The organism is Millionella massiliensis (genome assembly GCF_900104655.1).
Taxonomy (GTDB): Bacteria; Bacteroidota; Bacteroidia; order Bacteroidales; family Rikenellaceae; genus Rikenella; species Rikenella massiliensis.
In genome coordinates this window covers 1,933,922-1,946,855 of the sequence record NZ_FNWD01000002.1, presented here as the reverse complement: position 1 = coordinate 1,946,855, position 12,934 = coordinate 1,933,922, and the positions used below count along the sequence as shown (strand labels likewise).

The 12,934-nt window shown below is 59.4% G+C and carries 9 protein-coding genes; 7 read left to right on the top strand and 2 right to left on the bottom strand.

What is annotated here, in order from left to right; translation table 11 throughout:
- Positions 1-166: 166 nt before the first annotated feature.
- Positions 167-1,558 carry an asparagine--tRNA ligase gene (gene asnS, locus BQ5379_RS07525; protein WP_071134864.1) on the bottom strand — a complete coding sequence of 464 codons (1,392 nt, stop codon included), beginning with the start codon at positions 1,556-1,558 and terminating at the stop codon, positions 167-169.
- 112 nt (positions 1,559-1,670) lie between these two features.
- On the opposite strand from asnS, the gene BQ5379_RS07520 reads away from it, so the two are divergent.
- The 4 genes from BQ5379_RS07520 (at position 1,671) to prfB (ending at position 5,740) form a co-directional block, all read left to right on the top strand.
- A complete protein-coding gene (locus BQ5379_RS07520; RefSeq protein WP_071134863.1) occupies positions 1,671-2,846 on the top strand; it encodes a DNA polymerase III subunit in 1,176 nt (391 codons plus the stop codon).
- A 295-nt stretch (positions 2,847-3,141) separates the two neighbouring features.
- Complete coding sequence (locus tag BQ5379_RS07515; RefSeq protein ID WP_071135591.1) at positions 3,142-3,636, top strand: dihydrofolate reductase; 495 nt, start codon at positions 3,142-3,144, stop codon at positions 3,634-3,636.
- Positions 3,637-3,641: 5 nt separating this feature from the next.
- A complete protein-coding gene (locus BQ5379_RS07510) occupies positions 3,642-4,604 on the top strand; it encodes a nucleoside recognition domain-containing protein (protein WP_083377649.1) in 963 nt (320 codons plus the stop codon).
- Positions 4,605-4,650: 46 nt separating this feature from the next.
- Positions 4,651-5,740, top strand: a protein-coding gene (prfB, locus tag BQ5379_RS07505; RefSeq protein ID WP_143039418.1) for a peptide chain release factor 2 whose coding sequence is annotated in 2 segments (ribosomal slippage) — positions 4,651-4,713 and positions 4,715-5,740 — 1,089 coding nt in all. Because the reading frame shifts where the segments join, the coding sequence is not laid out codon by codon here.
- Positions 5,741-5,886: 146 nt separating this feature from the next.
- Here prfB and BQ5379_RS07500 read toward each other — a convergent pair.
- Positions 5,887-7,116, bottom strand: a complete 1,230-nt coding sequence (locus BQ5379_RS07500) for a hypothetical protein (RefSeq protein ID WP_071134862.1) — start codon at positions 7,114-7,116, stop codon at positions 5,887-5,889.
- 940 nt (positions 7,117-8,056) lie between these two features.
- On the opposite strand from BQ5379_RS07500, the gene uvrB reads away from it, so the two are divergent.
- From uvrB to BQ5379_RS07485, 3 genes are all read left to right on the top strand, one after another.
- Entirely contained in the window at positions 8,057-10,225 is a 2,169-nt protein-coding gene (gene uvrB / locus BQ5379_RS07495) for an excinuclease ABC subunit UvrB (protein ID WP_071134861.1), read from the top strand.
- 863 nt (positions 10,226-11,088) lie between these two features.
- Complete coding sequence (locus tag BQ5379_RS07490; RefSeq protein WP_071134860.1) at positions 11,089-11,781, top strand: 4Fe-4S dicluster domain-containing protein; 693 nt, start codon at positions 11,089-11,091, stop codon at positions 11,779-11,781.
- A 67-nt stretch (positions 11,782-11,848) separates the two neighbouring features.
- The gene (locus BQ5379_RS07485) at positions 11,849-12,904 is read left to right on the top strand and encodes a CoB--CoM heterodisulfide reductase iron-sulfur subunit B family protein (protein ID WP_071134859.1); all 1,056 of its coding nucleotides are present in this window, start codon (positions 11,849-11,851) and stop codon (positions 12,902-12,904) included.
- Positions 12,905-12,934: the final 30 nt, after the last annotated feature.

The following is a 12,934-nucleotide window of genomic DNA, read 5'->3' as shown; positions in this document are numbered from 1 at the left end:
TACCTCTCTGAATAAAGATACTTGGTCTTTCTTACAAAAGTAGTCGTTTTGGCCTTAATTACCAATTCACCCTGCATCGGCCCACAATCGTCGTAAAAAAGCAAGGGCCGCACGGTGTGAAGCGTGCGACCCTTATGGGGACTCTCTCCGATGCGGAGGGGCGGAATTAGAATTCCGCGTTTTTCGGCGTGCGCGGGAAGGGGATCACGTCGCGGATGTTGGTCATGCCGGTCACGAAGAGCACCAGTCGTTCGAAGCCCAGACCGAAACCGCTGTGGGGGGCGCTGCCGAAGCGGCGGGTATCGAGATACCACTGCATCGATTCGACCGGAATACCGATCTCCTGCATGCGGGTCACGAGTTTGTCGTAGTCGGCCTCACGTTCCGAACCGCCGATGATTTCGCCGATCTTGGGGAAGAGGACGTCCATGGCGCGAACCGTTTTGCCATCGTCATTCTGCTTCATGTAGAAGGCCTTGATCTCCTTGGGGTAGTTGGTCAGGATCACGGGACGTTTGAAGTGCTGTTCCACCAGGTAGCGTTCGTGTTCCGAGGCGAGGTCGGCGCCCCAGAATACCGGGAACTCGAATTTGACGCCTTTCTTGTCGCGGGCCTCTTCGAGAATGCGCACCCCTTCGGTGTAGTCGAGGCGCACGAAATCGTTGGCCGTCACGAAGCGCAGCCGTTCGGTCAGCTCCTTGTCGTACATCTTTTCGAGGAATGCCAGGTCGTCGGCGCAGTTTTCGAGCGCATAGGTGACCAGGTATTTGATGAAGTCCTCGGCCAGATCCATGTTCTCTTCGATCTCATAGAAGGCCATCTCGGGTTCGACCATCCAGAACTCGGCCAGGTGGCGCGGAGTGTTGGAGTTTTCGGCGCGGAAGGTCGGCCCGAAGGTATAAATCAGCCCCAGCGACAGGGCGGCCAGTTCGCCTTCGAGCTGTCCCGATACGGTGAGGTTCGTGGAGCGGCCGAAGAAGTCCTGCGAGTAGTCGACGCTGCCGTCCTCGCGACGCGGAGGATTGGCCATGTCGAGCGTGGTCACCTGGAACATCGCACCGGCGCCTTCACAGTCCGAACCCGTGATCAGCGGCGAGTTCCAGTAGACGAAACCGCGGTCGTTGAAGTATTTATGGATGGCATATGCCATGGCGTGGCGGATGCGGAACACAGCCCCGAAAGTGTTGGTACGGGGGCGCAGGTGGGCGATTTCGCGCAGGAATTCGAGCGTATGGCCCTTTTTCTGCAGGGGATAGGTTTCGGGATCGGCACCGCCGTAGATTTCGATCGAACGGGCCTGGATTTCGACCGGCTGGCCCGACGCGGGCGAATCGACCAGCGTACCGGTCACTTTCAGGCAGGCACCGGTGGTCACGCCTTTGAGCAGCGCCTCGTCGAAGGCGGCGGTTTCAGCCACCACCTGAATATTATTGATAGTCGAGCCGTCGTTCAGGGCGATGAACGCCACGTTCTTGTTGCCGCGCTTGGTACGTACCCATCCTTTGGCCACTACTTCGACGTTACGCTCGCCGCTGGCGAGCAACTCTGCTATTCTCATGATGCAAGTTATGTGATTTAGTTTAGACTTCCGTGTGATTGGCGAAGATATGTAAAATTTTCGTATCTTCGTCAGTCGCCGCCCCGCTTTTTCGCGGCACACCCCTCGGAGCATGCAATTTAAGGACATCATAGGACAGGATCAGATCAAGCGCCACCTGCGCGAAACGGTGCGCAACGGCCGCATCAGCCACGCCATGCTCTTCACCGGGAACGAAGGCACCGGCGCGCTGCCGCTGGCCCTGGCCTACGCCCAGTACATCAACTGCCGCAACCGCACGGACGAAGACTCCTGCGGCCAGTGTCCGGAGTGCTACCGGATGCAGCACATGGAGCATCCCGACTGCCACTACATCTACCCGGTGAACACCTCGAAAGAGGCCGTCGCCACGGGGCGCGCCGACGACAAGCCCCGCAGCGAGCAGTTTCTCCACCTCTGGCGCGAGATCGTGCCCGCCACCGGCGGCTACCTCACCGAACAGGAGTGGTACGCCCGGCTCGGCATCGAGAACCAGCAGGGGATCATCAACAAAAACGACGCCAACGAGCTGGTCCGCAAGATGGGCTTCAAGTCGTTCGAAGGGGGGTACAAAAGCGTGATCATCTGGCTGCCGGAACGGCTCCACGAATCGGCCGCCAATACGCTGCTCAAGCTGGTCGAGGAGCCGCCCGACAAGACCCTTTTCCTCTTCGTCAGCAGCGAGCCCGACAAGATTATCGCCACCATCCGGTCACGGACGCAGATCGTCGCGCTGCCCGGCATCCCCGACGCGACCATCGCCCGTGAGTTGACCACCCGCGAAGGCCTTGCCGCCGACCGTGCCGAACAGATCGCACACCTGGCTCAAGGCAGCTGGGGCGCAGCCCTGCGCATGATCCGCCAGCAGACCGAGGGGACGACCAACGAACACGAAGACCGTTTCATCCGCCTCATGCGACTCTGCTACCAGCAGAAATACCTCGGCCTCTTCGAGTGGGCCGAAGAGATGGCCCCGCTCGGCCGCGAAGCCCAGAAACAGTTCTGCATCGCCTCGCTGGGCATCCTCCGCGAGTGCTACCTGACCGGCATCGGCATGGAGCGCCTCGCCTACGCCGACCCCGCCCGGGAGAAATTCTGTCGAAACTTCGCCCCCTACGTCTCACACCTGACCGTCGAAGCCTTTGTCTCCGAATTCGAGCTGCTGCTGGCCCAGATCCGCCAGAACGGGAATCCCCGTATCCTCTTCACCCACTTCGCGATGAGCGTCTGCAAGATTATCGGCGTAGCCAAGTCCTCGCTGCGGAAATAAACCCCGACCCGCCGCGCCGTCGATTTCCTCCACCCGACAGCCCTCCGCTTCTCCCCGTTCGCCCCCTGTGGCAAACGCGACCTCTCTCCCACGGCCTTCCACGGTCTCTCCTCACCACCGTCCCCGATAAATCCCGGCCTCGACCACCGTGGGACAGCCCGCCCCACACCATACGGCCCTCTCTCACCTGCCCCGCCAGACTCCCGACAGGTGCCGAACGGAGGCCAACAAACCGACCCGGTGACGAGAAGTGCCCGGGAATGCTTACCTTTGCAGTCAGAAACAGACCGTTATGATCCTTTCCATCATCGTAGCCGCCGCCGACAACGGCATCATCGGCTGTGCCGGCCGCATGCCCTGGCACATCAGCGAAGACCTCAAACGTTTCAAACAGATCACCAGCGGACACCCCGTCGTGATGGGGCGCAAGACCTTCGAATCGCTCGGCAGCCGCCCCCTGCCCAACCGCCTCAACATCGTCGTCAGCCGCAACACCGCGCTGAGCGTTCCGGAAGGCGTCGCCACCGCCACGTCGCTGGATGAGGCCCTGGCCCCCTACCGCGACAGCGCCGAAGAGCTCTTCATCATCGGCGGCGGCGAGATCTACCGCCAGGCCCTGCCGCTGGCCGACAAGCTCTACCTGACCCACATCCACGCCACCCCCGAGGGCGACACCCGTTTCCCGGCGATCGACCCCGCCCAGTGGCGCATCGTCTGGAACGAAGCACACCCCGCCACCGACACGGCTCCCGCCTTCGACTTCACGGACTATATCCGCATCAAACGCTGACCGCCATGCAACATGCCCTGACCCTCCGGACCCGCGCCTGTGCCGTGCGCGGCTTCCAAACCGGCCTGCGCACCTGGTGGTGGCTGGTCAAGATGATGCTGCCGATCACCTTCGGCGTGGCCCTGCTCCAATGGGCCGGCGTGATCGCCACCCTCTCGGAGTGGCTGACCCCCGCCTTCTCCCACATCGGCCTCAACGGCGAAGGGGTGCTGACCTTCCTGACCGGCATTTCGGCCTCGATCTACGCCGCCATCGGCGTGATGGGGACCCTCAACCTCGACTACCGCAGCGTGACGATCATCGCCGTGATGACCCTCATCGCCCACAACCTGATCGTCGAATCGGTCGTCCAGCGCAAATCCGGCAGCCGCTCGGCCTGGGGAATGGCTACCCTGAGGCTGGCGATGGCCCTGCTGACCGCCTGGATTCTGAACCGCATCCTGCCCGAAGACTTCACCGGAACCCTGCTGCTCGCCCACCGCGACGCCGGCGACGCCTCGTTCGCCTCCGTCATGCAGGGCTGGGCCGTGGCACAGGCCAAACTGCTGCCGCTGATGTTCGTGATGATCCTGTCGCTGAACATTCTCCAGCAGATTCTGCGGGAGTTCCACCTCATCGGACGGCTCACCGCACCGCTCACCCCGCTGATGCGGCTGTTCGGTCTGCCCGGCGACTGCGCCTTTCTGTGGATCGTGCTCAACACGCTGGGCCTCACCTACGGCAGCTCCGTAATGATCGGCGAAGTGGAGAGCGGAGCCATTCCGCGCCGCGACGCCCGCCTGCTGAACGCCCACGCCGCCATGAACCACTCGCTGCTGGAAGACACCCTGCTCTACTTTGCCCTCGGCATCGGTCTCTTCTGGCTGATGGTGCCGCGCATCGTGATGGCAATGGTCGTCGTCTGGACGATGCGTCTGAAAGAGGCGTTGCAACGCCGACGCCACCCCTCGTCTACCGCTGCCGCGTGAGCCGCAGCCTCATACCCACCCGCCAAACACACAAAACCGACACAATATGATTACGACTGAACAGATGAAAGAGCTTGTAAGGCGCCAGGATGCGCTGAGGAGGCATCTTTGACTTGGACGGCAAGCGTGAAGAACTGAAACAGGAAGAGGCGCTGACCCTCGCCCCCGACTTTTGGGACGACGCCGAAAAGGCGCAGGCACAACTCAAGAAGGTAGCCGCCATCAAGTCGTGGGTCACGGACTATGACGCCATCGCCACGGCCATGGACGAGATGAGCCTCGTCCCGGAATTCATCAAAGAGGGGGCCGCGACCGAAGAGGACCTCGACGCCGCATACGACAAAGCCCTCAGGCTAATCGAAGCGCTCGAGATGCGCAACATGCTCCGCACCGAGGAGGACAAGATGGGGGCTATCATGGAGATCAACTCCGGGGCCGGCGGCACCGAAGCGCTGGACTGGGCCTCGATGCTGCTGCGCATGTACACCCGTTGGGGCGAACGCAACGGATACACCGTCAAGGTGCTGGACATCCAGGACGGCGACGAAGTGGGGGTCAAGTCGGCCATGATCGAATTCGTGGGCGACTACGCCTACGGTTACCTCAAGAGCGAGAACGGCGTCCACCGCATGGTCCGTCTGTCGCCGTTCAACGCGAACAACAAGCGTCAGACCACCTTTGCGAGCGTCTTCGTTTCGCCGGCCGTGGACGACACCATCGAGATCGTCATCAACCCGGCCGACATCAAGTGGGACACCTATCGCAGCAGCGGCGCCGGCGGCCAGAACGTGAACAAGGTCGAGACCGGGGTTCGCCTGTACCACATTCCGACCGGCATCGTCATCGAGAACACCGAGACCCGTTCGCAGATCATGAACAAGGAGAACGCCCTGCGTATCCTCCGGTCGAAACTCTACCAGCTCGAAATGGAGAAACGCCAGGCGCTGCAGGCCGAGCTGGAGGGTCAGAAGAAGAAGATCGAATGGGGCTCGCAGATTCGCAGCTACGTGTTCGACGACCGCCGCGTCAAGGACCACCGCACCAACTACCAGACCTCGGACGTGGACGGTGTGATGGACGGCAAGATCGACGACTTCATCAAAGCCTACCTGATGGAGTTCGGCGGCCAGGCCTGACCTCCCTGCACCTGCCCCCCCTGCATACAGTTTCGATTGAGTACCGCGTATAAAAAATCCCCTCGCTGCCTTTCGCGCAACGAGGGGATTTTTATATATCCAACGGGCCGAGGATCGGATTGTTCTAAGGGTCGGAGCCCTTCGGATTAGAATTTGAAGCGGGCCAGGAGGGTCACCCGATGGTTCTGCGACTTGGCATACCGCGCAGTCGGACAATAGTGGTCGTCGAACACACTGCCCCACGACGCCAAACTGTACATATACTCCAACCCGAACGAGAGCGGTTTATAGTGGTACCACAGCCGCGGCGCCAGTCGGAAATACCAGTCGATACCCTGGTCGGGAATCGAAGCCGCCGACAAATCGATTGGCTGTCCGGAGCCGAGGTTTTTCGTCCAGCCGGTGAGGATACCGGGCTGCCACCCCTTCATCACTTTGGTTTCAAAATCGATCCATGCCGCCACCGTCTGCGTGGCCGTGTAGCCGTAATCCGGATTGCCGGCAACCACATCACGCAACTTGGGACCGTAGCCGCCCAGCATGTTCAGCGTCGAGAGATCCTGCCCCCACATGGCAAAAGCCGACAGTTTGTGGCCGCCGCCAAAGGTGTGCAATCCGAAAATCGAGGCATTGAATGCCGCCATTCGCTTGTAGGTGGGCACCTCGTCATCGGTCAGGTTGCGCGGGCGGATCGACTTGATGGCCCCTTCGACACCGATCATCGACCCTTTCGGATCGCCGACGGTGAGTCGCAACGCAAATTCGGGAATCATGCCGTAGGCCTGTGCCTCGCCTTCGGTTCCGGAGTACATTTGCAGGGCACCGGTCAGCCGAACCAGTTTGCCGAAGCGCTGGGTGTAACGGATTTGCGGAATTCGCGACAGGGGGTTCAACGGGGTTCCGCAACCGTGCGACACGGTATTTGGGAAGATCTCTTCGGGGACTGCCAGGTTGTTGGTTTGCCCGATAAGCAGCTGGCCGCGTTTCCAGTCAAGACTGATATAGGCATGACGCAACCGCAGCACGCCGAGAATATCGCCCGACCCCATGAAGTCGGTTTCGACAAAGGCTTTTGCCGTAGCACCCAACACATCCTTCGCAGTCAGGGTCCCGTTGATTCGGGTATTGGCGACGCCGAACCGCAGGGAGTTCAGACTGCTGATGTCATCGCCATACTGGTTATACTCGGGAGCCAGAGGGAAATAGTAGAAGATGCCGCCGTTTTTGGCTTTCGACGCGTAGGTATCCGTAAAGACCTGCGCATCGAGGCGGCCGCCGAATTTGAAGGTCACGCGCGATTCGCCTTTTTCCGCGCCGGATGCGGACATGTTTGCGATCGTGGCCGCCAAAATAAAGAGGATAAATGTGCGTTTCATTATTTGTTACTCAAATGAACTGCAAAAGTAATATTTTTGTAAGAAGGGTTGGCTACGCACTTTTACCGTTTCGGAGCGGGTACAAATGCCTAAAGTATTGCGAACCATACGCTGAACAACAGCCGCAGAACGGTAATACATGGCAGGACCTCGATGGGAGGCAATACCCCTCTGACGGCGTGGCCAAAGGCTCCGTGCTCGCAGCGGAGCAGTAAGGAAGCAGTACCGCTAACAGCCGCCGAACAGGATTATTTTGTACAACCGTTATTTGAGGGAATACCACTCTGACGGAGTGCCCGCGGCACCGCCTGCCCGGCGTGAGGGCAGTTCCGTACGGTTCGTTGTAGAATATAATTAGAATCAATCTATTCATCGGAATAGATTGATTCGCTCACTGAAAAACTCGCGACCGTTCTTCGACTGCGCTGCCGCGCGGGCCCCGCGTGCTCGCGGTGGAGCGGGCGATACTGCGTATCGCTTGTGTCGTTAGAAACTCCTCTTTCGGGGGTGCCCGAAGGCACTGTGCTCACGGCGGAGCAATGAGGGGATAATACCCTAACAGCCGCCGAACAGGATAATGCGGTAAAACCTATATTCGAGGTAATACCATTCTGACGGGGTGGCCGAAGCCACCGCCTGCCCGGCGTGAGGGCAGTTCCGTACGGTTCGTTGATAGAAATATATTAAGCGAATCAATCTATTCCGATGAATAGATTGATTCGTTCACTGAAAAACTCGCCACCGTTCTTCGACTGCGCTGCCGCGCGGGCCCCGCGTGCTCACGGTGGAGCGGGCGATACTGCGTATCGCTTGTGTCGTTAGAAACTCCTCTTTCGGGGTGCCCGAAGGCACCGTGCTCGTGGCGGAGCAGTAAGGAGGCAGTACCGCTAACAGCCGCCGAACAACAACATCAAACACCACCGACTTGAACTAAACCGACATGGACTTCATATTGCATTCCGACTTCGCCCCCACCGGCGACCAACCCGAAGCAATCGCACAGCTGACCCGCTCGATTCAGGAAGGGACCCGCCACAACACCCTGCTGGGGGTCACCGGTTCCGGCAAAACCTTCACGATGGCCAATGTCATCAAGAACGTAGGCAAACCGACGCTCATCCTCAGCCACAACAAAACGCTCGCGGCCCAGCTCTACGGCGAATTCCGCAGCTTTTTTCCGGAAAACGCCGTCGAATACTTCGTTTCGTACTACGACTACTACCAGCCCGAAGCCTACCTGCCCACGTCGGATACCTATATAGAAAAAGACTTGTCAATCAACGACGAGATCGAGAAACTGCGTCTGAGCGCCACCAGCTCACTGCTGTCGGGACGCAATGACGTGATCGTGGTCAGCTCCGTTTCGTGCCTGTACGGTATCGGGAACCCGTCCGACTTTCACGCCAACACGATCAACATCAAACAAGGCGAAGACTTTTCACGCCAAAAGTTGCTCTACCAGCTCGTCGACGGCCTCTACTCGCGCAACGACGTGGAGTTCAGCCGCGGTACGTTCCGCGTAACAGGCGACACGATCGACATCCACGTGGCGTACGGCGACAAAGCCTACCGCATCGTCCAGTGGGGCGACACCGTTGAAGAGATCCACTCCATCGACCCCATCACGGGTCAGCGCCTCGGCCAGCTCGACCGCGTCACCATCTACCCGGCCAACATCTTCGTCACCACCCGCGACCGCATCAACTCGGCCGTCATCCAGATCCAGCACGACCTCTCGGCCCAGTACGACTTTTTCATGCAGCGCGGCGAAGAACAGTACGCCAAACGGCTCAAACAACGCGTCGAATACGACCTCGAAATGATCAAAGAGCTGGGCTACTGCTCCGGCATCGAGAACTACTCGCGCTACTTCGACGGCCGTGCCCCCGGCACGCGTCCGTTCTGCCTGCTGGACTACTTTCCGGACGATTTCCTGATTATCATCGACGAGAGCCACGTCACCATACCGCAGATCCGGGCCATGTACGGCGGCGACAACGCCCGCAAGAAGAACCTCGTGGAGTACGGTTTCCGTCTGCCTGCCGCCATCGACAACCGCCCGCTGAAGTTCGAAGAGTTCGAGGCACTGGTTCCGCAGGCGATCTACGTGAGCGCCACGCCGGCCGACTACGAGCTGAACAAATCGGAGGGAGTGGTCGTTGAACAGGTAATCCGGCCGACCGGCCTGCTCGACCCCGAAATCGAGATTCGCCCGACGGCCGACCAGATCGACGACCTGATCGGCGAGATCGAGATCCGCGCCGAAAAGGACCAGCGAGTGCTGGTCACGACGCTGACCAAACGGATGGCCGAAGAGCTGACCAAATATTTCGAAAAGGTGGGGATTCGCTGCCGATACATCCACTCGGACGTGGACACGCTGGAACGGATCGAGATCATGGACGACCTGCGTGCCGGTCGTTTCGACGTGTTGGTGGGCGTGAACCTGCTGCGTGAGGGGCTGGACCTGCCGGAAGTCTCGTTGGTAGCGATCATGGACGCCGACAAGGAGGGTTTCCTTCGGTCGGCCCGCTCGCTGACCCAGACGGCAGGGCGTGCGGCACGCCACCTCGAAGGGCGGGTAATCATGTACGCCGACAAGATCACCGACTCGATGCGTCAGACCATCGACGAAACCGAGCGTCGCCGCGAGAAACAGATGAACTACAACCTGTCGCACGGCATCACACCCCAAGCCGTGCACAAGATGAGCAAATCGACCCTCGGCGAAGGTTCTCCGCTGGCTGCCTCGCTCCCATCGGCCAAGGTAGCCGCAGCCGGCGCAACCACCGTCGAGCGTCCATTGGGCAAAGGGGGCGGCGTCGTTTACGATATGGACGCGCCGTTATCGATGGTAGCCGACCCCGTAATGGAATATATGTCAGCCAGTGATTTGGAGAGTGCCATTGCCCAGGCGCGTGCGATGATGGAACAGGCCGCCAAAGAGCTTGATTTTATGACTGCCGCGCGATACCGCGACGAGATGTTCGCTCTGCAAAAGCGCCAGCAGGCGGCAGGGAGCGGAAAAGTTTCGCCCTCCATTCGAGAAGGGGTGCACGAGTCGAAGGCGGGTGTCGGAAAGTCGCGGAAGCGGACCAAGATTTTGTAACAGTGCCGCGGGCACTCCGAATAATGAACTTCTAACAACATAAGCGATACGCAGTATCGCCCGCTCCACCGCGAGCACGCGGGGCCCGCGCGGCAGCGCAGTCGAAGAACGGTCGCGAGTTTTTCAGTGAACGAATCAATCTATTCATCGGAATAGATTGATTCACTTGATTTAATTTCTATCAACGAACCGTACGGAACTGCCCTCACGCCGGGCGGGCGTGCCTTCGGGCACCCCGACAGAATGGTATTACCTCGAATAAAGGTTTTACCGCAAAATCCTGTTCGACGGCTGTTAGCGGCAGTTTGCTGCACTTTCAGCTGACTTCGGTTAGCGGTAATACACCTCACTGCTCCGCCGCGAGCACGGTGCCTTCGGGCACTCCGAATTATGAGTTTCTAATGACACAAGCGATACGCAGTATCGCCCGCTCCACCGCAAGCACGCGGGGCCCGCGCGGCAGCGCAGTCGAAGAACGGTCGCGAGTTTTTCAGTGAACGAATCAATCTATTCATCGAAATAGATTGATTCGCTTAATTTAATTTCTATCAACGAACCGTATGGAACTGCCCTCACGCCGGGCGGGCGGTGCCTTCGGGCACTCCGTCAGACTGGTATTGCCTCAAATAGAGGTTTTACCGCATTATCCCGTTCGGCGGCTGTTAACGGTAATTACAACACTTCCGCTAATTTCAGTTAGTAGGAAAACACACCCTCCCTACTTCGCCGCGAGCACCCCGTCAGACCTTTTCGTCGCCCACATTTTACGTATAAATACCCATTCAAAATAGGTGATAACACTATCCCGTAATTTTTCAGGCCCCCGTACCTTTGTTTAGCGAAAAAGGCATCCGAAAAAAGATATGGGAAAATATTTCGACGAACTGATGCAGGACCCCCGCTTCCGCGAAGGACTCAACGCCTGCATGAACTGTGGTGCTTGTACGGCCGTCTGCCCCGCCGCCGAATACTACAACTACGACCCCCGACAGATCGTGGACGACGTCCAGGCCAAAGACGACGCCAGCATCGAAGCACTCATGAAAAGCGACACGATCTGGTACTGCGGCGAATGTATGTCGTGCCGCCCCCGTTGTCCGCGCGGCAATACCCCCGCCTACGTGGTACAGGCCCTGCGCAAACTCTCGCAGAAGTACGGATTCTTCACCGAATCGGAAAAAGGCCGCCAACAGTACGCCCTCGGCAAAATGCTCGGCCAGAATATGATGGAACTCGGCTACTGCGTCCACCCGACCCGCGTCGTACCCCGCATGCACCCCGAGCAAGGCCCCGTCTGGGCATGGGTCCACGAACACGACAAAGAGGTCTTCGCCCGATTCACCGACAACTACATGAAACCCGGTCCCGGCCCCGCCCGTGCCATCGACCCCGATAGTCTGGCCGAATTCCGACGCATATTCGACGTCAGCGGCGGCACCGAATTCCTTGACAACATCGAACGCCATTCCCACCGCAAAGCCCAGGAACTCGGCATGAGCGACGACGAATACCTCGAGTACGTATATACCTACAACAGCGGCAACCACACCCTGTAACCCACCGCTCCCCCCATCGGATCGCCCGCCCACCCGCTCAAGAATTCCACAGCCAACGCCACAAGCCATGAAATACAGATACGCCAACTGGCAAGAATATAGCAAAGACATCGCCGACGACCACTACTACTACGCCCGCAGCTGCATCCGTCAGAACTTTTTCCCCGGCTCCGAGAAAGCCTTTCTGGACATCCTGCGGAACGACCTGGGGATGGACGTCATCGAAGACCCGCGCCACACCACCTGCACCGGCATCGGCTACCACTCCGACGTGGTGCCCCTCGACACGACGATGGCCATCGTAGCGCGCCAGTTCTCGCTGATGACCGAATGCGGCTACGAGAACTACGTCGCCTCGTGCATCACCTCGTTCGGCATCTACAGCGAAGTGCTCGACATGTGGCACCACTTCCCCGAACTCGAAGCCAAGGCCCGCGAAAACCTCTACAAAGCCACCGGACGCGAGTTCAACAAGCCCAAAATACTGGTCCACACCTCCGACCTGATGTTCCACGTGCGCGAGAAGATCGCCCAGAAGAGCGTCCGCCGACTGGTGAACGTCCACACCGGCGAACCCCTCAAAGTGGTCGACCACATCGGCTGCCACTACGCCAAGGTATTCCCCAAGAAAGGAATCGGCGGAGCCGAATTCCCCTACGTGCTCGCCGGCATGGTCGAAGCCTGGGGCGGCCAGTCGGTCGACTATCCGGAACGCCGCCACTGCTGCGGTTTCGGATTCCGGAACTACCTCGTGCAGGCCAACCGCGGCTACTCGGTAGCCAACTCGAAAAAGAAATTCGAATCGATGGCTCCCTACCAGCCCGACTTCATCGTCGCCAACTGTCCCGGCTGCACCATGTTCCTCGACCGTTGGCAGTTCACCCTCAACGCCATGACCGGCAGCAACTACGCCATTCCGGTACTGACCTACGAAGAGATGGCCGGTCTGGTGCTCGGCATCGACCCCTGGGACCTCGGGCTGCAGATGCACCAGGTGCCCGTCGAACCGCTGCTCGACAAGCTCGGCGTCGAATACGATCCGGCAGCCAAGTACCTCGGCAAGAACGGCAAATACATCGGTCGGCCGGTCGATCCCGCCGCCTACAACCCCGCAGCACTCTAACCCCCACGAACACCCCACACAGAGACCACA

Bases quoted from the DNA above. Each gene is read 5' to 3' on its own strand.
- BQ5379_RS07500 (WP_071134862.1), bottom strand. From the start codon at position 7,116: ATGAAACGCACATTTATCCTCTTTATTTTGGCGGCCACGATCGCAAAC.
- BQ5379_RS07520 (WP_071134863.1), top strand. From the start codon at position 1,671: ATGCAATTTAAGGACATCATAGGACAGGATCAGATCAAGCGCCACCTG.
- BQ5379_RS07510 (WP_083377649.1), top strand. From the start codon at position 3,642: ATGCAACATGCCCTGACCCTCCGGACCCGCGCCTGTGCCGTGCGCGGC.
- BQ5379_RS07490 (WP_071134860.1), top strand. From the start codon at position 11,089: ATGGGAAAATATTTCGACGAACTGATGCAGGACCCCCGCTTCCGCGAA.
- uvrB (WP_071134861.1), top strand. From the start codon at position 8,057: ATGGACTTCATATTGCATTCCGACTTCGCCCCCACCGGCGACCAACCC.
- asnS (WP_071134864.1), bottom strand. From the start codon at position 1,558: ATGAGAATAGCAGAGTTGCTCGCCAGCGGCGAGCGTAACGTCGAAGTA.
- BQ5379_RS07485 (WP_071134859.1), top strand. From the start codon at position 11,849: ATGAAATACAGATACGCCAACTGGCAAGAATATAGCAAAGACATCGCC.